The sequence below is a fragment of the Tianxiuia mixotrophica genome (assembly GCF_050596425.1).
Lineage (GTDB): Bacteria > Bacillota > Clostridia > Peptostreptococcales > Acidaminobacteraceae.
Map to the genome: position 1 here is coordinate 2,122,308 of NZ_CP192292.1, position 21,582 is coordinate 2,143,889.

The 21,582-nt window shown below is 40.1% G+C and carries 17 protein-coding genes; 15 read left to right on the forward strand and 2 right to left on the reverse strand.

The window, feature by feature from the left end; translation table 11 throughout:
- The first annotated feature begins 5 nt into the window (after positions 1 to 5).
- The 6 genes from gatA to ACQ4KW_RS09235 all read left to right on the forward strand — a co-directional run bounded on the left by gatA (position 6) and on the right by ACQ4KW_RS09235 (position 7,567).
- Positions 6 to 1,478 (forward strand): Asp-tRNA(Asn)/Glu-tRNA(Gln) amidotransferase subunit GatA, encoded by a 1,473-nt coding sequence (gatA, locus tag ACQ4KW_RS09210; protein WP_430886235.1) that lies wholly within the window; start codon positions 6 to 8, stop codon positions 1,476 to 1,478.
- On the forward strand, positions 1,478 to 2,911 hold the full coding sequence (gene gatB / locus ACQ4KW_RS09215; RefSeq protein ID WP_430886236.1) for an Asp-tRNA(Asn)/Glu-tRNA(Gln) amidotransferase subunit GatB: 1,434 nt from the start codon (positions 1,478 to 1,480) through the stop codon (positions 2,909 to 2,911). Before gatA ends, gatB begins: the two co-directional genes overlap by 1 nt.
- Before the next feature lie 226 nt (positions 2,912 to 3,137).
- Complete coding sequence (locus ACQ4KW_RS09220; RefSeq protein ID WP_430886237.1) at positions 3,138 to 3,911, forward strand: hypothetical protein; 774 nt, start codon at positions 3,138 to 3,140, stop codon at positions 3,909 to 3,911.
- Between the two features lie 538 nt (positions 3,912 to 4,449).
- Positions 4,450 to 5,775, forward strand: a complete 1,326-nt coding sequence (locus ACQ4KW_RS09225) for an FAD-dependent oxidoreductase (RefSeq protein ID WP_430886238.1) — start codon at positions 4,450 to 4,452, stop codon at positions 5,773 to 5,775.
- Between the two features lie 200 nt (positions 5,776 to 5,975).
- Positions 5,976 to 6,638 (forward strand): SDR family NAD(P)-dependent oxidoreductase, encoded by a 663-nt coding sequence (locus ACQ4KW_RS09230; protein WP_430886239.1) that lies wholly within the window; start codon positions 5,976 to 5,978, stop codon positions 6,636 to 6,638.
- Between the two features lie 71 nt (positions 6,639 to 6,709).
- Complete coding sequence (locus ACQ4KW_RS09235) at positions 6,710 to 7,567, forward strand: PhzF family phenazine biosynthesis protein (RefSeq protein WP_430886240.1); 858 nt, start codon at positions 6,710 to 6,712, stop codon at positions 7,565 to 7,567.
- 245 nt (positions 7,568 to 7,812) lie between these two features.
- Here ACQ4KW_RS09235 and ACQ4KW_RS09240 read toward each other — a convergent pair whose 3' ends face one another.
- A complete protein-coding gene (locus tag ACQ4KW_RS09240; protein ID WP_430886241.1) occupies positions 7,813 to 8,169 on the reverse strand; it encodes a hypothetical protein in 357 nt (118 codons plus the stop codon).
- A 176-nt stretch (positions 8,170 to 8,345) separates the two neighbouring features.
- On the opposite strand from ACQ4KW_RS09240, the gene ACQ4KW_RS09245 reads away from it, so the two are divergent.
- From ACQ4KW_RS09245 to ACQ4KW_RS09265, 5 genes are all read left to right on the forward strand, one after another.
- Entirely contained in the window at positions 8,346 to 9,257 is a 912-nt protein-coding gene (locus ACQ4KW_RS09245; protein WP_430886242.1) for a fumarylacetoacetate hydrolase family protein, read from the forward strand.
- 17 nt (positions 9,258 to 9,274) lie between these two features.
- The gene (locus ACQ4KW_RS09250) at positions 9,275 to 10,489 is read left to right on the forward strand and encodes a MerR family transcriptional regulator (RefSeq protein ID WP_430886243.1); all 1,215 of its coding nucleotides are present in this window, start codon (positions 9,275 to 9,277) and stop codon (positions 10,487 to 10,489) included.
- A gap of 214 nt (positions 10,490 to 10,703) precedes the next feature.
- Complete coding sequence (locus ACQ4KW_RS09255) at positions 10,704 to 11,957, forward strand: MFS transporter (RefSeq protein ID WP_430886244.1); 1,254 nt, start codon at positions 10,704 to 10,706, stop codon at positions 11,955 to 11,957.
- Between the two features lie 113 nt (positions 11,958 to 12,070).
- The gene (locus tag ACQ4KW_RS09260) at positions 12,071 to 13,417 is read left to right on the forward strand and encodes a Na+/H+ antiporter NhaC family protein (protein ID WP_430886245.1); all 1,347 of its coding nucleotides are present in this window, start codon (positions 12,071 to 12,073) and stop codon (positions 13,415 to 13,417) included.
- 57 nt (positions 13,418 to 13,474) lie between these two features.
- Entirely contained in the window at positions 13,475 to 14,002 is a 528-nt protein-coding gene (locus ACQ4KW_RS09265; RefSeq protein WP_430886246.1) for a redoxin family protein, read from the forward strand.
- 214 nt (positions 14,003 to 14,216) lie between these two features.
- Here ACQ4KW_RS09265 and ACQ4KW_RS09270 read toward each other — a convergent pair whose 3' ends face one another.
- A complete protein-coding gene (locus tag ACQ4KW_RS09270; protein WP_430886247.1) occupies positions 14,217 to 15,824 on the reverse strand; it encodes a M23 family metallopeptidase in 1,608 nt (535 codons plus the stop codon).
- 205 nt (positions 15,825 to 16,029) lie between these two features.
- Between ACQ4KW_RS09270 and ACQ4KW_RS09275 the strand changes: the two genes are divergently transcribed.
- The 4 genes from ACQ4KW_RS09275 to ACQ4KW_RS09290 all read left to right on the forward strand — a co-directional run bounded on the left by ACQ4KW_RS09275 (position 16,030) and on the right by ACQ4KW_RS09290 (position 21,480).
- The gene (locus ACQ4KW_RS09275; RefSeq protein WP_430886248.1) at positions 16,030 to 16,527 is read left to right on the forward strand and encodes a dihydrofolate reductase; all 498 of its coding nucleotides are present in this window, start codon (positions 16,030 to 16,032) and stop codon (positions 16,525 to 16,527) included.
- Between the two features lie 160 nt (positions 16,528 to 16,687).
- Positions 16,688 to 19,111, forward strand: coding sequence for a WG repeat-containing protein (locus tag ACQ4KW_RS09280; RefSeq protein WP_430886249.1), 2,424 nt, complete (start codon positions 16,688 to 16,690; stop codon positions 19,109 to 19,111).
- Positions 19,112 to 19,275: 164 nt separating this feature from the next.
- Complete coding sequence (locus ACQ4KW_RS09285; RefSeq protein WP_430886250.1) at positions 19,276 to 20,424, forward strand: glycoside hydrolase family 3 protein; 1,149 nt, start codon at positions 19,276 to 19,278, stop codon at positions 20,422 to 20,424.
- Between the two features lie 141 nt (positions 20,425 to 20,565).
- The gene (locus ACQ4KW_RS09290) at positions 20,566 to 21,480 is read left to right on the forward strand and encodes a Cof-type HAD-IIB family hydrolase (RefSeq protein WP_430886251.1); all 915 of its coding nucleotides are present in this window, start codon (positions 20,566 to 20,568) and stop codon (positions 21,478 to 21,480) included.
- The last annotated feature ends 102 nt before the right edge of the window (positions 21,481 to 21,582 follow it).

Consider the following 21,582-nt stretch of genomic DNA (forward strand, 5'->3'; position numbering starts at 1 on the left):
CAGTTATGGAGCTCAAGGGACTAAGAATTAAAGATATGCAATCAGGACTCACAGAGGGGCGGTTCACTTCTGTAGAACTTCTGGAAGCTGTTTATAAAAGAATAGAAGATGCAGATGAAAGCATAGGGGCATTTTTAAGTTTGACAAAGGAAAGTGCCCTTGAAGATGCAAAAGCTTCAGATAAAAGGCGTGAGGTGGGACAGTCTTTGGGGCCACTAGATGGTATTCCAGTCGCTATAAAAGACAATATCTGTCTTAAAGGCGTACCAGCTACATGTGGGTCCAAAATGCTTGAAGATTTTTTTCCACCATATGATGCCACTGTTGTAAAAAAGCTTAGGCTTGCAGGTGCGGTTATTGTTGGAAAGACAAATATGGATGAATTTGCAATGGGATCTTCCACAGAAAACTCCTATTATAAGAAGACAAAAAATCCATGGGACTTAAGCAAGGTTCCAGGAGGTTCATCGGGTGGTGCAGCTGCATCGGTTGCTGCGGGCATGGTTCCAATTAGTTTTGGTTCTGACACTGGAGGCTCAATCCGTCAGCCAGCAGCCTTTTGCGGGGCTGTTGGTCTTAAGCCAACCTATGGCCGTGTGTCAAGATATGGCCTCATAGCTTATGGGTCATCACTTGATCAAATTGGACCTATCGCACCAAGTGTTGAGGAGGTAGCCACTGCTTTTGAAGCTGTTGCCGGCATGGATCGTTACGATGGAACCAGTCTTCATAGCTCTTTGGAAAAAGATTTTATTGAACTCGTAAAATCGGGAGCTAAGGGGTTAAAAGTCGCTATTCCAAAAGAATACTTTGGTGAAGGACTGGACCCTGAAATTAAGGCAAGTATTTTACAGGCAGCCAAAGCATTAGAAGCTCTTGGTGTTACAGTTGACTATGTTAGTCTGCCTCTTGAAGATGCGGCCCTATCAGCCTATTATGTTGTAGCCAGTGCGGAGGCGAGTTCAAACTTGGCAAGATTTGATGGCATTCGCTATGGTTATCGCACACAAGACTATGACACAGTGGATGAACTTATGATTAAGTCGCGTTCAGAAGGCTTTGGTGAAGAGGTTAAGCGCCGAATTATGATAGGAACTTATGCCCTTTCCAGTGGCTACTATGATGCATACTATAAAAAAGCCATGCAGTACCGGAAAACAATGGAAGCTGCTTTTGACAAGGTGTTTGAAGACTATGACGCTGTTTTAAGTCCCGCATCTCCAGTTCTCCCATTTAATATAGGAGAGAAATCAGATGACCCATTGGCCATGTATATGGCGGACATTTATACGGTTAATATCAACATGGCGGGCTTGCCAGCCCTTGCTATGCCGTGTGGTATGAGTCAAGCGGGCCTACCGATAGGCATGCAACTCATTGGAAAAAAACTTGAAGAATCTACTATTTTACGAATAGCTTATGATTTAGAATCAAAGCTTGGGCTTTGTAAGACAGCCTACGAAAGGGAGGGAGCATAATGAGCTATGAAGCGGTTATAGGTCTAGAAATTCACGTTGAGCTCGATACAGAATCTAAAATATTCTGCGGGTGTCCGACAACATTTGGAGCTGCTCCCAATACAAATGTATGTCCCATATGTATGGGCATGCCTGGTACACTCCCCGTTCTAAATGAAGATGTGGTAAAGCTGGCTATAAAGGCCGGAATTGCAATGGATTGTGACATCAGCATGACCAACAAGACAGATAGAAAAAACTACTTTTATCCTGATTTGCCAAAGGCTTATCAGATTTCACAGTATGACATGCCTATATGTGAAAAAGGTCAGATCAAGTTTGATCTTGATGGGCAAGAGAAAACTGTGGGCATTACAAGAATTCATATTGAAGAAGACCCAGGGAAGATGATCCATACAGATGATGGCGTTTCACTGGTGGATTATAATAGATCAGGCGTTGCCCTGATAGAAATTGTTTCAGAGCCTGATATTCGAAGCGCTGAAGAAGCTGTGGCTTTTCTTAAAACCCTAAAGTCCATTCTTCAGTATTCCGAAATCTCCGATTGCCGGATGGAGCAAGGTTCCCTTCGCTGTGACGCGAATATTTCCATACGAGATCATGGTGAAAATGTACTGAACACTAAGGTGGAAATTAAAAACTTGAACAGTTTTAAAGAAGTTGGAAAGGCCCTGCAAAAAGAATATAAACGCCAGTCGGACTTAAGAAGATTCGGCGAGAGTCATAAAATAAAGCAGGAAACGAGAAAGTGGGATGCTGCAAAAGGAAGAACCATGACCATGCGTACAAAAGAAGATGCCCATGATTATAGATTTTTCCCAGAACCAGATTTGCCACCAATTATTCTTGAGAAATCTCAAATTGAAGCGGCCCATCATTCCCTTCCTGAGTTGCCAGATGAAAAGCGACTACGTTTTCACGATGTCTATGAATTGACTTCACAAGAAGTTGAAGTCCTCATTTCTGAAAAATATATTGCGGATTATTTTGAGAAAGTTGTCGAGTACGGCGCATCACCAAAAAAAGCTTCAAACTGGGTTGTGGTGGAAGGATTAAGACTGGTTAAGGCTCTAGGGAGTCAAGACATTCCTGTTAAACCAGGGCACTTGGCAAAACTTATCGAGCTCGTTGACGAAGGCACTGTTAGTGTCACAGCGGCAAAAGAGGTTTTTGAGGCTCTTGTTAAGCACGATGAAGACCCGATTGATTTGATTGAAAGGATGGGACTGCGCCAAAACAACAGCGCTGATGCCCTAGATGATATTCTCACTCAAGTTTTAAAAGATCAGGCTAAGGCTGTAGAAGACTATCATTCTGGTCGTCCAGAATCTATTGGATTCTTAATGGGCCAGATTATGAAGGCGACAAAAGGACAAGCCAATCCGCGAATGGCTAAGGAAATGCTTATTGAAAAGCTGGCACAGGAAAAGTAAAATCCATTGTTATGCTTCAATAATATAGAAGAGTGTGTGTTTAGGTGTAGGGCCTGAACACTTAGAACTCGTTAATACTCTAGTCAAATCTATGACAAAGTGCCCCTTGTTCTGTTTACGGTCAAGGGGCGCTTTGTGTTTGGTTAATTAAGTTTATCGTTTAAAAAAGTTGAATGTATATAGATATTGTGTTACCCTTGTTTTATAAATAAAAAGGGGGATGTACATGAAATTTAAAGTGAAAGAAGTTTCTTTTAAGGATATTGAGAGTTACCTTGTTTTGAGCCTTGACCAGCAGCGCTCATTAATGGATTCATTCCTAGAGTCGTGTATTCTTAAGTCCAGGTTCTATAAAATAGAGTATCAAGGAGAGATTGCAGGCACATTCGCGGTAAAAGACAGCCATCTGCTCTCACATTTTTATGTGTGCGACAAGTTTAGAAGGTTTGGACAAGACCTCTTTGAAATAGCCAGACGAGGGGAACAAGTCACCCATGCCTACGTTTGTTCGTCTGACGAGATATTCTTGTCTCATGCCCTTGACCGACCTAAAAGTGTAGAAACACAGGCCTATTTCTTCACTTTGTCAGACCAGACTTATAGCCCTGATAAGGTAGGAGATGATTTTCAATTAAAACTTGCCACAGACAAGGACAAAGCAATGATTAAGAAGGACTCAGGAGATTTTTTTGACGATGTGGACAAGCAAATTGAAGATAAGGAACTCTATATAGGTTACTATAAAGAAGAAGTGGTTTCATTTGGCATCATTGAAAAAAGTAAGTTATATAAGAAGGTTGGTAGTACGGGCATGTTTGTTTTAGATGCCCACCGGGAAAAAGGCTTTGGAAGAAGCACAATTATAAGTCTTATTGAAATGTTAAAGTCAGAACAATATACACCTATAGCTGGTTGTTGGTTCTATAACCACAATTCTAAGAAGACTCTTGAAAGTGCAGGGTACTATACGAAGACCAGATTGATAAAGGTTAATTTGTAAAAAAAGTATGAAGTCATTTAACGACAGCAAGTGATACAATTCACTTGCTGTCGATTTTTTTATAGCATCAAACAGTATCTTGGAGACCCTTAGGCATAGACCCGTTTTCAATTTAGACGGTTGGATGAAATGAAATTTTGACAATTGAATGTGGGCAAGGAAAGACCATAAAACCTATGAATATTTAAAGTATACTTAACGAGTATATATTAATCAAAATCTTGAAAATGCTTTACTTTATTAAAGTATACTAAAAAGATCCTTTATTATTGTAACAATTACAAAAATAGAATGGAATCACATCAAAAGATGTGCTAGAATAAACATGTCGAAAGGCAACGTTAAGTAATTAACAAACGAACTTTGTTAGAAGTTCTACAAAATGTGTCAGGTGGAACAAATCCAGTGGAGCAATTGTCTTCTTAGAGATCTAACAGAGGTACGAAGCTGATATTAAATTAAAAATGAAAATGAATCTTAAAAATGAAAACAATGAAAACAGGAAGTAATGGCTTAGTATTAAAGGGAGGAAAAAATTATGAAAATCGCAGTTATTGGTTGTACACATGCGGGAACAGCAGCAATCCTAAATATCGCAGGTTTATATCCTGAAGCAGAAATTACAGTTTATGAAAGAAACGATAACATTTCATTCTTGTCATGTGGTATTGCCCTCTATGTGGGTGGGGTTGTAAAGGATCCTAAGGGATTATTCTACAGCTCACCAGAACAGCTTGCAGAAAAAGGTGTAACAACTAGAATGCGTCACGATGTACTCGATGTTGATGTGAAAGCACAAACAATTAAAGTAAAAAATATGGATTCAAATGAAACCTTCACAGATTCATTTGATAAGCTCATAGTAACAACAGGTTCATGGCCAATTCAGCCTAAAATTGAAGGCTATGAACTGGACAATATTCTACTTTCTAAAAACTGGGACCACTCAAATACAATTATTGAACGTGCAAAGGATGCGCAAAATATTGTTGTTGTTGGTGCAGGCTACATTGGGGTTGAACTTGTTGAAGCCTTCCAGGAGCATGGCAAAAACGTCACACTTGTTGATGCACAAGACAGAATTCTAAGCAAGTATCTGGACAAGGAGTTTACAGATAAGGCTGAGAAAACAATGGCAGACAAGGGCATTAAATTAGCACTCGGTGAGTGTGTTGAAAAGTTCGAAGGGCAAGATGGCAAAGTGAAAAAGGTCTATACGACAAATGGCCAGCACGATGCAGACCTTGTTATCATGTGCATTGGCTTCAGACCAAATACAGACCTTCTTAAAGGCCAAATTGATATGATGGACAACGGCGCCATTATTGTTGATGAATACATGAGAACAAGTGATGAAAATGTCTTTGCAGCAGGTGACAGTTGTGCCATTCGCTACAACCCAACAGGCAAGCCAGGATATATTCCTTTGGCAACCAATGCTGTTAGAATGGGTACACTTGTGGCTAAGAACCTAAAGGGTCCAAAAGTTAAATATATGGGCACACAAGGCACATCAGGCATTAAAATTTATGAACACAATATTGCATCAACTGGTTTAACAGAGCAAAGTGCTAAAGATCAAGGCATTGAAATTGAGACTGTGACAGTTACAGACAACCACAGACCAGAATTTATGCCAACATACGATGAAGTCCAGTTGAAGCTGGTTTATGATAAGGCAACACGTCGTGTCCTTGGTGGTCAAATTCACTCTCTAGCTGACATGACACAAACGATTAACACCCTTTCAGTGGTGATTCAGAATGAAATGACAGTAGAGGAATTGGCTTTTGTAGACTTCTTCTTCCAGCCTCATTACAATAAACCATGGAACCTACTGAACATGGCTGGTCTAAATGCCTAATCATACTGTATAATGGACTTAGTCCATATAAAATGAAATTTGGAAGTGGACTGATACATATCAGTCCACTTTTCTTTTGTGCAAAGCAATTACGCAGTTGTCAAAGTTGTAGTGAAAGAGCAATGAAGGCGCAACTCGCTGTGTGGAAAGATTTATTCTTTTCATATACATTCAATATTTAGAATTTGAGAGGTGCTAAAATGAAGAAAATCTTGATTACCGGTGGAAGCAGTGGTTTAGGTTTGGAGCTGGCTAAGGTCTACGGTAAGAATGGTTACCAGATCATACTTGTTGGTAGATCCACCGATAAACTAGAACAGGCTGTAAACATCTTGAACTTGCTTGAAGTGTCTGCTGTACGGGTTTATAAATGCGACATTAGTGATCCGCAAGCGGTGAAAACTTTGCAGGAACAGGTGAAAAAAGATCATGGTCAGATTGATAGACTCATTAACTGTGCTGGAGTGGGGCATTTTGGAAGACTGGAACATCTTGATTATGAATCCATACAAGTCATGACCAAGGTCAACTTCCTTGGTACGGTGTATATGGTACAGGCCTTTAAAGCGCTGATTCGTGAACGCGTTATTAATATAATATCAACAGCTGGACTAAGAGGTAAGAATGAAGAATCCGTATACTGTGCAACAAAGTTTGCGGTTAGAGGTTTCACCGAAAGTTTGCAAGTGGAATGGGAAAATGAAGAAATTGACATCACAGCTGTTTATATGGGCGGGATGGACACACCATTTTGGAACAATTCCAATCATATAACTGACAAAAGCCGACTGAGATCACCTGAAAAAGTGGCTCGAACCATCTATGAAAACGAGGATGGACGGTCATCGATTATTATTGATTAAAGGACCATTGAATAGAAATGATTGAACATCAATTGACACAATCAGGGGAATTGATACAGGGAGGATATATAATGATAAAGGTTGAAAAAGTGAGTGCCTTTAGCAAAGAAGGTCAAGGTGGAAATCCAGCAGGGGTTGTAATGGATGCATCATCACTCACGGAAGAAAATATGCAAGCCATAGCCAAAGAGGTTGGATATTCTGAAACAGCCTTTGTGATGCCTTCGGAAACCGCAGACTTCAAAGTGCGTTTTTTTACACCGGCTTGTGAAGTCGACTTATGTGGTCATGCAACAATAGCAACATTTTCAACCATGCTTATGCAGGGGAAAGTGGAACGTGGACAAATCATTCAAGAGACCAAGGCTGGACTTTTGAAGCTTGATTTGGGAGAAGCTGGTCTTGTGACTATGGAACAGACTCAGCCTGAGTTTTACGAAAAACCAGATGGTGAAGAGATCCTGAGAAGTCTTGGACTCAGCCTGGATGCCAAGGCAGAAGACCTTATGATTCAGGTGGTTTCGACAGGGCTTAGAGATATATTCATTCCTCTTAAATCAATGGCTCACTTGAAGGGGATTAAGGCCGACTTTTCAAGAATAAAGGAAATTAGCAAAAAATATGATGTGAGTGGCTACCATGTTTTTACACTGGATGCCCCAGAAGGGTTTACAGCAGCATGCAGGAACTTTGCTCCCTTATTTGACATACCAGAAGAGTCTGCTACGGGCACTTCATCAGGGGCACTGGCATCTTATTTATGGAAACATGGTGCGGTCAATGAGACGGATATGAAGTTCATCCAAGGTGTAGAAATGGGGAGTCCATCAGAAATATCGGCTAAGTTATTTGTTGATGGTCAAGACATTCAAGAAGTATGGGTGGGTGGCAAGGCACATAGTCTTGGTCTTATGGAAGTTGACCTTTAAGATTATAGAAGCTGGGTTAAGCGCCTTCATCAAAAACAGCATTAAAAAGCGATCCACCACTGATTTGGGGGATCGCTTTTATTTTTTATTTTAGGCGCTTGCAAAATTACGGACCTAGGTCCTCGTCATACCCTATATAGAATTTTTGTTCTATAAATATCTATATAGGGTATGACGAGGACTCTTAATGATATTTAACAAGTCGTTCATTTGTATAGGCCTTTGTATTAAATGAGCCCGTCCCATTAAGCGGCAGCCTTTTTAGCACTGTCACTGGTTACTTTCACAGTGCCAGGAATAAATGTTTTTAAGTCATAAAGATGGTATTCAACATCGAGGGTATCGAGGACAAGTTTTGCGAGTTGAGATTGTCCAGATTTGATGCAGGCCTTTAGACAAGATGCGTCTTTTGCGAAAAATGCAGATTCACCCGTTTTTACAGAAGCAGACCCCTGGGTTAGTACGCAGTGGCTTTGTCCTGAAAGGGTTTTTAATACTAGATTTTCGCCAGACAAGGTTAAAGTGCCAAGAACATTCTCATTTTTGCCAAAAAGATCACCTTCAATTTTCAAACCATTTTCGAGTAACAAGTAAGCCTTCATAAAACCTCCTATAAATATGCATTAAAATGTATAAAAATTCTTAAAAGGATTATATCAGCTTCTGTATAAATAATCAATATCTATTTTAAAAATGAGTGAAAATTCTTAAAGTAATATGTGCCGTGAGGGTTCAATCTGCTATACTATATGTAAAATAGCCATTATTAGGAGGTCATATGAAGTTTATTTATTACAAAAGAAGCGAAGAAAAAGAACTCGGTTTTTTAAAAGACCATGAAACAATTGTACCACTTGCCTCATTTTTGGAGTCTATGGGCAAGGTGGGCATAAAAGACATGAATGATTTTATTAACCAAATGAGTGAAACAGATCTAGATAAGTTGTTTGAAGTCATAAAAGAAGGCGAAGGTAAGAGTGAAGGGGTGTCTCTAAGTTCTGTTAAGATTCTGGCGCCAATAGAGCATCCCAAGCGGCATATATTTTGTCTTGGTAAGAATTATATGGATCACGCAAAGGAAACCAAGGGTTTACCTGGTGGTTCAGACGATTTGCCAAAGTTTCCAATCTACTTTGCCAAAATTGCCAACCCTGCTATCGGTCACGAAGACAACATTATGGCATTTCCAGAACTGACAGACAAGGTAGACTATGAAGTTGAACTGGCTGTCATTATAGGGAAAGACGGCATTAATATTTCTAAAGAAAATGCTGAAAATCATATATTTGGATACACAATCGTGAATGACATATCAGCTCGAAACATTCAAAGAAAACATGGTCAGTGGTTTAAGGGTAAAAGCCTAGAAACCTATTGCCCAATGGGACCAGTCATTGTACATAAGTCCCAAATACCTTTTCCGGTGGCACTGGATATTCAGTGCTTAATCAATGGGGAAATGAGGCAAGATTCTAATACCGACCAACTCATTTTTGATATTCCAACCGTTATAGAAGATCTCTCAAAAGGCATGTACTTAAGAAAAGGAGATATAATTATAACGGGCACTCCAGCAGGTGTGGGACTGGGATTTAAGCCGTTTAAGTTTTTAAAACCAGGTGATGAAATCGAGTGTCGCATCGAAGGGATTGGAAGCCTTAAAAACACATTTGGCTTAGAGGAAAAGTAAGATAAGATGGTGAAACCATGAGAATTGGAACATTTGCTAAGAAAAATGATATTTCTGTGGAAACCATTCGCTATTATATGGAGCTTGGTTTGATTGTGCCCGTAAAAAAGGGAGGACAATACAATTTCACAAACACATGTCAGAAAAGCTTAGATCAAGTCTTGTCCTTCAAACAGATGGGGTTTACACTGAATGAAATAAAAAACATATTCCATTTCAGTGCCTTGTCCCGCATCCACAGTCTGGAAGAGAAAAATCATTACAAGCAGTATTTTGAGGAAAATTACACGCGGATCAAGCAGGAGATCAAACGCTTGGAATCTGCTAAGGAACTGGTAGAGAAAACCTTATACAATATGGATATTTCTGAGGCTGAAAGCAAAAGTGTGATTGGGCTTCCCATTCAGGTTCTTGATCTGCTAAGTTGTCCAAAATGCAAAAATGACCTCTTCTTTAAAGAAGGAATAGTGGAAGATAATAAGATTATAAAGGGCTGTTTATCATGTCAGTGTGGTCAGGTTTATCCCATTGAAAAGGGTATTTTAAAAATTGATCCAGTTTATGAAGACCTTAACTATCCTGATGAGAAAGATATGCGTGTGGAGTATTTTGAATCTACAGCTTCTGGTTACATTGAGAAAATATACATAGCCGGAAAATGGATGGCTTCGGTTGCAGAAGGGTGGACCAAACCTGAAGTTATTCTTGAACCAGGTGTCGGTTCAGGATATGCACTTGGTCAAACCCTTGACTACATCCCCAAAGGGGCCACTTACATAGCGGTAGATCACAATATGAACAGGCTCATCAAAATGCGAGAATATTTTTCGAAAAGTGACATCCACTTCAATTTGGTCCTGGTGGCTTGTGATTTTTTAAAGATCCCATTAAAAGAAAAGTCTGTTGATGTTGTTATGGATATGAGCGGTTCATCAAACAGGGCTTTCGATTCTCCTGATTTTCTGCTCAAAGAAATATGTCCTGTCTTTAAGAAAACTGCAAGATTGTATGGTTTATACATTATGGCTGACGGCATTGATGGGAGAGAAATCCCCCAGACCCACCACTATTTGTTTCAAAAGGAACCGATTAAGGAAGCCATTCAAAATTTGGGTTTTGACATAAAGTATGAAACCGAAACTGACAAAACATCAGAAGGTGGTCCCCATGAAAGTTATGTGGATGTCGTAAAATCAACATGGACCTACTGCTTTTATGCAATTCGGGAATAAAACACAGCAGTATAAAAGATAAAATCCGTTTAGGAGCGCGCTGGATGGCGTCACTTAAACGGATTTTTTATGTGGAATTTCAGGTCTTGTCACATCATCTTAAAACATGGGGTATACTCCATGTTTCAAAGAAAAAAAGGCGAATAATCTCTTTTTATGGCATTGACCTCCAGTGACCTGCACTTGATAAGCTTACTCTAGGAGGCGGTAGAGTATGAAAAAATACAATATAAAAATATTTGCACTTGGACGCTTGGTATCCCTTTTAGGGACATATATGTATCAATTTGCTGTGGGTTTATATGTTTTAAAGCTTACAGGTTCAGGAAGCCAGTTTGCTATAACCCTAATTATGGGGACTCTCCCACGTGTTATACTGGCTCCCTTTGCAGGGGTGGTTGCCGATTGGATGAGCAGAAAGTTGATTGTCGTCATAACCGACTTAATAAGTGGAGGTGTTTTACTTATCCTATTGGGTCTTACTATGGGCAGAGGCATTAGTGTGATTGAAATTTACTTGAGCATGATTGCCCTAACAGCCTGCAACACATTCTTTGATGTGGCCATTGAAGCTGCAAAGCCTGGTCTTGTTGATACGGAGGGCGCGCTGGAGAAAATCAATGCCATCAGTTATGGTATACATTCCTTCACATCTATTGCTGGTCCAATACTTGGAGGTGTTGTATACGCCCTAGTTACTTTTAAAGTATTTGTCTTTATAAACGGTGTTTCATTTATACTATCAGGTTTGTCAGAAAGTCTATTGCACTTTAACTTAGAAGATATTGAAGTGCAAAAAGAAAAGTTCATGGAAGCCTTGGGCGGTGGGATGAGGTACTTGAAAAACAATAAGGTCAGCATAGCCCTAATGAGTTTTTCCATAAGCATAAATTTTTGCCTGACCATGTCACTGAGTCTGCCCATGCCCTATTTAATGAACAATGTGTTTCATCTTGATCCCGAATGGGTGGGGGTCGTTAACGCAGGTTTTCCGTCAGGCTATTTACTTGGAACGCTTATTATCAATGCAAGGGGTGTTGATAATAGGGGACGGGTCTATCAGATTGGAACATGGGCCATTTGGGCAGGCATGCTCGCTATTGCCATAACAACAGTCATGCAGCCTTTTATTGGAGTCTATGCAACGGCCATTATAATCACGATCTTTTTAGCCAGTATTGGAACAGCGATTGCCTTTATTGACATTCCCCTCATGTCATTGCTGCAAACGCTTATTCCAAGCCAAGTGAGGGGACGTGTCTTTAGTGTCATGACAATGGCATCACGGCTCGCTATGCCTGCTGCCATGCTTCTTTCTGGATTTTTGCTCAATCGGGTTCACCCAATTTATTTAATAGGTGCTGGAACAGGTCTGTATTTAATTGTACTGCTCACCATTTGCAAAAGCGTTTACTTTAAGGAATATATTGAAACGAACACAATTGAACTGGTGTATAAAACCTCATGACAATGCCTTAAATGTCGTGTAGAATGAAGCTGACCGGAGGACATTCACACACAGTAGAAACAATGGGGGTTACATTCATGAAGGCGTTCAAAATGTCATATACCATATCATCTATGTTGGTACTAATTGGCTCCATAACCGCTGTCATACTATTTGAATTGCCAATCTATTTGGGGATTTTCTCGACAATGGTTTATATGGCAGGTCTATCTATTTATAGAGGGTATCATCCTGGAATTGTTCTTGGTATGATTTTAAAAAAAATGCGAGACGTGGATTATGTTGCTGGAATGATGCTTCTAATTGGCGGGCTTGTAGCTCTTTGGATGCAGATTGGCACAATCCCTTCTTTAATATATTTTGGGTTTAAATATTTGGCAGATTTCAACTTGATATTAACAGCATTTCTAATTTGCATGGCCATGTCCCTTATGATCGGATCAGCAATAGGGACCCTAAGTACGATTGGTGTTGTTTTTTTAGCTGTCGGGCAAGGCATTGGTATTCCATCGGGTCTTATGGTAGGGGCCATTGCCTCTGGAGCCTATGTTGGGGATAGGATGTCACCACTTGCCAGCGGTGGGAACTTGGCCACAGCAGCTGTGGGCACGAACCTGCCGAAGGTGCTGAGAAAACTTATAAAGTCAAATGTCCTGCCACTTCTTATAGTTGGGGTTGTCTACACATTTATTGGTATGCACTTCAAGGTAGGAGAGGAAGCGGGCTTGGCGCTAAACAAATTAACAGAGGCCATTGCCATCAATTACAGCCTGCATCCAATTGTCTTACTGCCCTTAGGCGCTTTGCTGGGAGCCATTTTGATTTTTAGGCTGGGCATTATAAAGTCACTGGGCATAGCCACAGGAATCAGCTTATTGATTGCCCTGTTTACAGAGGGCGTTTCTATGGCAGGTCTTATGGAACATTATATTTTCGGATATGTTTCTGAAGCAGGCCAGCTCCAATCACTTATACAGGGTGGAGGGATCCTATCGATGCATTCTGTCGTGCTTGCCATTTTGTTTTCAGCAGGTATCAATGGCATATTGGAAGGCACCGATATGATCCAGCCCTTGCTGGACCGGTGGATAGGTCAGTCAGAAACGCAGGGGAAACTTGTACGGAAAACAATCTACACATGTGTGATTGTGACCATTCTCACGTGCAATCAAAGTTTAACAGCCCTTTTGACGGGATCATATTTTAAGAACAAGTTTGAAGACATGAATTTGGAACCTTCTGACTTAGCAAGGGTCATACTAGACACGGGTATTCTTGTCGTCGCACTGATCCCTTGGAATGTTAATGCCATTTTCTTTAAGTCCATTACAGGTATTACAGCTATAGAATACGGCCCCTATGCCTATTATTTATGGCTTGTACCAGCCGTGACCATAGGTCGGAGCTTTTTCATGGATAAAAAATCAGAGACTAGAAATGCCGATATACGTACAAATTGATTCAACGGCTTTCATTGGGGGTATATTTTTATGGAGCCCTATATTGGAGGTGGGTGTATGAAGTTGAAAAGTGGTATGAAGGCACCTGATATCATATATCATGATTATCTCAATACGCCGTTTCAACTGAGTGCTTTAAAAGGTCAGAAAGTTCTTTTGTCCTTTTATCGTTATGCCGGTTGTCCGTTTTGCCAATTGCGATTTACAGAACTTGTGGATACGTTTGGAGACGATGACAACATAAAACTTGTTGCCGTTTTTCAGTCACCAAGTGATTCAATTATGGAAAATGATCTAGACCAGAAAGTGCCTGTAACAGTCATTTCTGATGCGGCACAGCGCTTTTATAAAGTATATGGTGTTGACAGTGGTCTGAGGGCTTGGTTTGTCGGCGTCGGGAGCGCTTTTCGGTTTCTAAAAAGCATCAACTCTGGCAACCGAATGGGCAAACGTGAAGGGGATCAGAATAGAATTCCAGCTGATTTTCTCATCGATGAAGATGGCATTTTAAGGCATGTCTATTACGGCAAGAATATGGATGATCATATGCCGGTCCATTGGGTGGATAACTTTATTAAGCTTTAAAGCGTCTCTGAAGGTATATATTTATAATGAAGTGTAAAAGTATGATTTAAATAAAGTCGTGGTTTTTTGAACCTTCGATACATGATGAATCCTGGGAAGCGCCTGTTTGACAGTCCTAGGATTTTTTTTGTGTCCATATATACCAAGGACCTTAAGCATAGAAAACCGCCTAATGAGATTTTTACATCCCAATATTAGGCGGTTAATAAGCAAATTATTCGAAATCAATAAGTTCTCGTTCCATAAAGAGCCAAGGGCTTAAGTTCGTTTTATAGTGGGACATCGTCCAGTGTAAGTGGGGACCTGTTGAAAAACCAGTGGAACCCACCGTGCCAATCGCTTGTCCCTTTGAAACGGATTCATCAAGACTGACATCACGTCTATTCATGTGGAAGTATACACTAAATATGCCATACCCATGATCAATCACGATGGTTTCCCCTGTGAGAATTAGATTCTGTGAAAGGACAACCACGCCATGGTTGGGTGCAACAATTTGCGTGTCAGCAGGTGCAGCAATATCAATACCTGAGTGTCTGTAAGAAGTTAGGGCGCCATTGACATAGCGCATTTCTCCAAATTCTGTACTGATGCGTCCCTCTACAGGTTTAATAAAAGGGCCTTCCCAGAGTTTTTCACCAACAGACGTGTCACGAACAGGCGTAAAATACTTGGCATACTCTTCGTAAGCGGCATCATTTCGGGTGTTGGCTTCGACTTTCTTGTCTACAGTCAAATATTGTTTGTTGAACGCCTTTGATTCGATAACAAGAGGGTAGGATTTTTTATAAGTTTTGTCGGTCCCAGTGACCTCAAGTTCAAGATTGTATTCACCAGGTTTTGCCCAGTAGTTCATAGCCAAAAAGGCAAAGTAACGGTCATCAGCCTTCCAAATTTTAAGGTCTTTTGAGAGGGTCTGGTTAATTTTTGGTGTTTGACCTTCATTGACATTAAATATTTCTAGAACAACCACATCGCCAGCGGTCGCTTTGGATTTATCCATTTTTAGTTCAGGCTCAATGTCCATGTTCCCGTAAAATGTCAGTGTGGACGTGCCAAATGGTGCTAAATCATTGGACTTGCCCCATGTGCATTTAACTTCATACCGAAGCTGTCCGTCGAATAAGGAGGGCATAAACTGGTCTTGCTCAATTATTTCTTCCCTAATAAGATCCTGACCGGAGAAAACTTTTAGGGATAACTGCTGAGGGACCTTCTCCGTATATATTGAAATAGGAAAATCCGGATTAAGCATGATGGAAGCATTTGCAGGGTTCACAGCATTTTGAATTGACTTGTCCATTTCACTGCCATCCGCTAAAGTATAGACCCACTGTGAATTAGAAACCTGAGCCGGAATAGTCATAGTGCTGTAGGTTAGTTCTGCCCTTGGTGCATTTGTTTCATAGAGTCCGTAGAAGCCTTCCGTGCTGAGAAGACTCTTGATTTGATCATATGATGGATAAAGGAATTGTTGGGATTTATTATCATATACATCAAGTTTCATTCCATCGAGGTTAATGGATAGGTCATAGCTGTATACATCACCGTCTTCAGTGATGATATCAAGAACATAATTATCAGTCACTGTATTCAAATCTGTTGACGAGGCAGATGACCCCTTAAGATTATTAAAAATTTCAGTGATTTTTTCTATGGCCTCAGTATCAGTCTGAAAATAGGAGTGTACTGGTGTTTTTTCATTTTCTTCGTATATATTAATCTGAGTCACCTGGCTTGGATTAATATTATGGTTCTGGTAGAGCACGTAGGCACCAAGCAGTGCCAAGAGAACCAAAGCAATTGCTATTATTTTTTTCATGTCTTACCTCCTTTGGCTGTATTTGTAGTATAACATCTTAAGTGCACAAATAAATCACAGATGTATTAAATTTGATCTGGACCTATGTTATTATAGTTAGGTCAAGGCATAAATCAACCTTGCAATAAAACTGATAATTGGTGTCGCTCGAGTGTGTGAGCTGGCACAAGATGACTCAAAGTATGGAATAATGAGGTGACATAATATGATAAATATGATTGTGGCAATAGGCAAAAATAGAGAAATAGGAAAAGGCAATGAACTTTTAGCACATATACCAGAAGACCTGAAATATTTTAAGAAGAAAACAGCGGGCGGCATCGTGATTATGGGCTATAACACATATGAATCATTGCCATCTGGAGCGCTTCCAAAGCGGGAGAACATTGTTATAACACGCAAAGATATTGAAATCCCCAAAGCCCATGTTGTGGGAAGCATTGAAGAAGCCGTTAATAAGGCCAAGGCGTTGAGAAAAGAAGAGGAAGTCTTTGTCATAGGTGGCGCATCCATTTATGAGCAGTTTCTACCTCATGCCAGCAAGCTCTATATAACGCACATTTTTGAGGATTTTCATGATGCAGACACTTTCTTTCCTAAGTTTGAACATGAATGGAAGTTAGAAAGCATCGATGGTGGGGCGGAAAATATTGGACATGATTATCCCCATGTATTCGCTGTTTATGAAAGAGCGCAAGTTTAAAAAAAGAGTCATGACTTATGCCATCTCAGGGAATTTGATAGCCCTCTGCTGTTAAAAATTGCTGAGTTGGGTACATATTGTAACAATACTGTTTTTTAAATAGGCATAAAAATCGTGTATAATAGATGTGGGCACATCTTATGTTTTGGAAGGAGAAATTATGAATCAATTTAAAGGAAGCTCCAGACTAGCATTAGTGTTTGCTCTTGTGATGGCACTCATGGTCGGAGCAGGAACAAATTTAACTGCGTTTGCTGCGGAAGAATCAAATGCACTAAAGGTTGTAGAATCAGAAGCACTGAAAAATATTACTTTATCTGAAGCCGCTGAGGGAAGAATCCTTTTCAGCGATGAATCAGGCAAGTATGGCTACCTGGATTATGAGGGCAATATTGTCATTCCAGCATCATTTGACTACGGATATGGATTCCAATCAGGTGTGGCTGAAGTGACAACTGATCAGGGTCAAGCTTACATAGACATGGATGGAAATATTCTGTTTTATGAAAATGACATTCTTAATCAGTATGATTTGGACACATACTATCCAGAAATCTCTGCCTTTAATGATGGTCTTGCCCGTGTAAGCACATATGACAGTGTCGCTTATATTAATACAAAGGGTGAATTTGTCATTCCTAAGGGGAAATTCTACAATGGATATGATTTTGCAGATGGTGTGGCTGAAGTATATAACAGTGATTACCAATCTTTCTACATTGACAAGGATGGCAATGAACTGTTTGCACCAGATCCAAACTTCAGTTACTATGGTTTTTCTGATGGCTTGTGTCTTGTGTACAACTACGATAATGGACAATACGGATATGTTGACAAGAGCGGTGAAGTTGTAATACCGACAACCCTTGATGATGCAAATGGATTCTATAAGGGATATGCTGTTTATCAGGAACTAGGAAAGTACGGTGTGATCAGCAAGGAAGGCGATTTTGTTGTTCATCCAATTTTTGATAGCATTTTCCAAACAGAGGAAGGCTATTTCCTTGGTTTTGATGGTGTGTTCACTCATTTCTTAGATCAAAATCTTAAACCAATGCGGAAAATGAATGGTGATGCTTCATACAGCACATTTGCATCGGTTTATGTGAAAGCGGAATATGATGGATATGTTTTTGAAGACTTGGCTGGCAAGAGGCTGGGGATGTTTGATGACTACTATCACCTAGGCGATTCAGTCTTTGAAGTTGGTCAGGGTAAAATCGTCATTGCTTCTGATATAAAAGCAGTAGCAGATGAAAACTCTCCTAAGAATATTAATGTGAACTATAACTATAGTTTTATTGATAACAAGGGTGAAGTTGTTCTTGATCTTTCTAAATACGATACAGCTAAACCATTTTCTGAAGGTTTGGCAGTGGTTGAACGCAAAGGCAAGTTTGGCTACATCAACACGGCTGGAGAAGTGGTTATTCCAATTAAGTATGACTACGCCGGGGACTTCCTAAATGGACAGGCTGATGTTGAAACACCTAGTGATTACCTAGTGATTGACAAAGAGGGTCAAGTCATCTCATCGGCTTATGGTGATACAGATGCTGAAATGGAATCGGACTATTATGTTATTTCAACGGGATACTATGGAAATTATGGTGTTGCGGACAAGAAATCAGACAAAATAATTCTGGAAGCCAAATATGCAGATGTTAGTCATATTGGTGGTGGTCTGTTCGAAGTTATGGATGAAGACTACAACTATGGTTTCTTTAATACCAATACAAAAACGCTTGTGGAACCAAAATTTGAATATGTGAATATTTATCCTGAACAGGACCGTGTTATTGTTGAAGGAGAGGACTACCTATATGGTATGTTCGACACAGATGGCAAGGCGATTTTAGAGCCTAAATACAACGCCATCACTCTTAATGAAAACGGTGTTTATGAAATTCAAAAAGACTACAACTACGGCATAATGCTAAATGACGGAACGGTTCTAATTAAGCCAGAGTTTGACTACATTTATACGAGCCAGATTGATGACGAGATTTATGTTTTCTCGACAGAAAAGTCCACAAATGGTGCTTATGAAAAACGCAATCTGGTTTACAACATCAAAGATAAAAAGATTATTTCTGATGACATAGAAGGGGCTGCAATTGATTTTGGTGATTCATTCATGGTTGTTTCTACAGATGACTATAAAAAAATCGTGACGACTTACCAAGGAAAAGTCTTATTTGAAACAACAGATTATTACATTGATGCTTCTGGCGAGTATCTTCATTTTGAAAATGAAGAGGGTGTGGATTATCTGATTGACCTGAAAGGAAACACTTACCTAGAAGGCAATGATTTCAATGATATTTATCTTCCAGTAGAAGATGGTCATATCATCTTTACAAAGGATGAAGGCTTTGGCATCGTGTCCCTAGAGGGTCAAATTAAGACAAAAGAACTTTATGATAATGTCTATTACATCAATTCAGGTGTTATGGCAACTTATGATGATCAAGCCTTTGGCTATGTAGATGTTGATGGCAATGACGTTGTAGAGGAAGGCCTGTATGACCTTCTATACGGATTCTCAGATGGTCTAGGACTTGTTATTAAGGCTGTTGAGTAAAGCCTAGGCAAATGAAGGTATGTGGTGCACAAGAGCCAGAAACAAATGCTTTGAGCGTTTTGTTTCTGGCTTTTATTTTGTACCTAGAGGCGTCAAGGGATAGACCGTAAGGTTTTTACGAGCTTGACGACCTATTCCGAGGTCAGATAAATGGTGGTGAGCGTATGAAGTCAGCACTGGTAAACTTAATACTGCTAATAAGTTTAATAGCAAATGGAGCGGGGGCTGATAATGTGAAGGGGCATGAACCTGCTTTAGAACATGATCCAGCTGTACAAATGTCAAGTTCCGAATTGTGGGCAAGAAAGACTTTGGCACAAATGAGCCTAGAAGATAAAATAGGTCAAATGATGGTCACAGGCATTGAAAAAGAGTACATGACTGACGAAGAAGAACACATGATTAGAATGGGCCGTGTGGGTGGTTTGGTGTTTTTAGGGCATAATATTAAATCTGAAGACCAATTCAAGACCTTGATACAATCTCTACCGACCCCATCCATTCCACTCTTTTTAAGCGTTGATCAAGAAGGAGGGCGGGTGGAACGATTACCCTCGCAAAACGGACCCTTTATGAGCGCTTATTCTCTTGGACAAAAACCAGAGTTGGCCTACGACCAAGGTGAAAAACTGGGACAGTCTGTCAAAGCGTATGGCCTTAATCTCAACTTTGCCCCCGTTCTTGATGTGTTTAGCAACCCTGACAACAAGGTTATTGGAACAAGGGCTTTTGGAAGTGACCCTGACCTTGTTGCACGTGTTGGGACAGATGTGATGGAGGGTATAAAAAATCAGGGTGTTATTCCCTGTGTCAAACATTTTCCTGGGCATGGGGACACAGTGGTGGACTCTCACGTGGGCCTTCCAACAGTCAATCATAGCCTGGAAAGACTCATGTCTTTCGAGTGGCGTCCCTTTAAGGAAGCCATAGATGAGGGCGCGCCTATGGTGATGACAGCCCACATTTTAGTCAGTGCGATTGATAGTGAATATCCTGCTACGCTTTCAGAAAAGGTTATAAATGGACACTTGCGTAAAAGTCTTGGCTTTGAAGGCGTTGTTATTACCGATGATCTTGTTATGGGCGCCATATCAAGCAACTATAGTGATGCGTTTGTTGCCCGGCAAGCCCTTGTGGCAGGTGTGGATTTGCTTCTGGTTTCTAACAATGACAAGATTTCCAACATGACACAGGCCATTAAAAATTCTGTCAATACGGGGGAAATTTCTGTAGAAAGGATCGATGAATCTGTGTTTCGGATTCTCAGGCTTAAACATGATTACTTGATGATTCCTAGTACAGAGCTTAAGTGATGGGCTTAAAAAAGCAAGTAAGCAGAAAATATATCAAGCGTTTTCCCGAGTGAAATCCATAGGAAGGTGTATATATGCAATCAAAAATATGCTACCATGTACCTTGCAAGTGTTGGTTTAAGCAAGTGATTGAGGTGAAATATGTACAAACTTCTTGTTTTAGATATGGATGGAACCCTTTTAAATGAACAATGTGAGATTTCAAAGGATAACATCGAGGCCATAAAAAAGGCCAGACAAAGTGGTGTTCGTGTTGCAATTGCAACAGGAAGAACAAAAATGGGCATAGACCCATACTTGGACCAACTGGGTATAAATGTGCCTGGTGAGTTTTCCGTTGTTTGTAGTGGCGCGCGAATACTTGAAAATAACAATAGGGAAATTCTGTCCAGTCGCTTAACGCGAGAGGACTTGAATGACATCGTGTCATTTTGCCGTCCAAATGGATTTGGCATGCACCTGTATTCAACAGAAGGTCTAATAATGGATGAAGAATCAATCTTCACTTATTATGACTCAGCGGCTAATAATATGCCAATTATTAAAATGCCATTCCATGAGGTGACAGACGCAATGCCTATTGATAAAGTAATGGTTTGTAACACACATTCTCAGATGGTAAAAGCCCTTGGAAAGACTTTCCCATCTTTTGACATCCCTAAAAATATCATTGATGAAGCCTTGGAACTAGAACAATCCCAAGATAAGGTTGACAAAGAAGCCTTTAATACACTCGGTTGCTTCCCAGAGAATTTTCACAAGAGATACAATTTGTCATGCGTTTTTGATAGCATTGTTGAAATATCAAAAAAAGAAGCCAATAAGGCTTATGGCATACAAACCTTGATGAAAATGCTTGATCTAAAAAGGGAAGAGATCATGTGTATTGGAGATTCACAAAACGATAGACATATGGTTGAGTTTGCAGGCATGGGTGTCGCAATGGGCAATGCGTGCGATGATCTTAAAAATATTGCGAATGACATCACCAAAACCAATGAAGAAAGTGGTGTGGCTCACGCCATCCACAAGCATATTTTGAACGAACAGCAATAAGAGAGTGTATGTTTTGTGGTGCACTTACACGAGTATTTAAGACATGAAAAATCGGTGGCCCTGGGGTCACCGATTTTGTTATAAATATGAATGGTAAAACGC

Coding starts and splice junctions, on each gene's coding strand:
- gatA (WP_430886235.1), top strand. CDS start 6: ATGGAGCTCAAGGGACTAAGAATTAAAGATATGCAATCAGGACTCACA.
- gatB (WP_430886236.1), top strand. CDS start 1,478: ATGAGCTATGAAGCGGTTATAGGTCTAGAAATTCACGTTGAGCTCGAT.
- ACQ4KW_RS09220 (WP_430886237.1), top strand. CDS start 3,138: ATGAAATTTAAAGTGAAAGAAGTTTCTTTTAAGGATATTGAGAGTTAC.
- ACQ4KW_RS09225 (WP_430886238.1), top strand. CDS start 4,450: ATGAAAATCGCAGTTATTGGTTGTACACATGCGGGAACAGCAGCAATC.
- ACQ4KW_RS09230 (WP_430886239.1), top strand. CDS start 5,976: ATGAAGAAAATCTTGATTACCGGTGGAAGCAGTGGTTTAGGTTTGGAG.
- ACQ4KW_RS09235 (WP_430886240.1), top strand. CDS start 6,710: ATGATAAAGGTTGAAAAAGTGAGTGCCTTTAGCAAAGAAGGTCAAGGT.
- ACQ4KW_RS09240 (WP_430886241.1), bottom strand. CDS start 8,169: ATGAAGGCTTACTTGTTACTCGAAAATGGTTTGAAAATTGAAGGTGAT.
- ACQ4KW_RS09245 (WP_430886242.1), top strand. CDS start 8,346: ATGAAGTTTATTTATTACAAAAGAAGCGAAGAAAAAGAACTCGGTTTT.
- ACQ4KW_RS09250 (WP_430886243.1), top strand. CDS start 9,275: ATGAGAATTGGAACATTTGCTAAGAAAAATGATATTTCTGTGGAAACC.
- ACQ4KW_RS09255 (WP_430886244.1), top strand. CDS start 10,704: ATGAAAAAATACAATATAAAAATATTTGCACTTGGACGCTTGGTATCC.
- ACQ4KW_RS09260 (WP_430886245.1), top strand. CDS start 12,071: ATGTTGGTACTAATTGGCTCCATAACCGCTGTCATACTATTTGAATTG.
- ACQ4KW_RS09265 (WP_430886246.1), top strand. CDS start 13,475: ATGAAGTTGAAAAGTGGTATGAAGGCACCTGATATCATATATCATGAT.
- ACQ4KW_RS09270 (WP_430886247.1), bottom strand. CDS start 15,824: ATGAAAAAAATAATAGCAATTGCTTTGGTTCTCTTGGCACTGCTTGGT.
- ACQ4KW_RS09275 (WP_430886248.1), top strand. CDS start 16,030: ATGATAAATATGATTGTGGCAATAGGCAAAAATAGAGAAATAGGAAAA.
- ACQ4KW_RS09280 (WP_430886249.1), top strand. CDS start 16,688: ATGAATCAATTTAAAGGAAGCTCCAGACTAGCATTAGTGTTTGCTCTT.
- ACQ4KW_RS09285 (WP_430886250.1), top strand. CDS start 19,276: ATGAAGTCAGCACTGGTAAACTTAATACTGCTAATAAGTTTAATAGCA.
- ACQ4KW_RS09290 (WP_430886251.1), top strand. CDS start 20,566: ATGTACAAACTTCTTGTTTTAGATATGGATGGAACCCTTTTAAATGAA.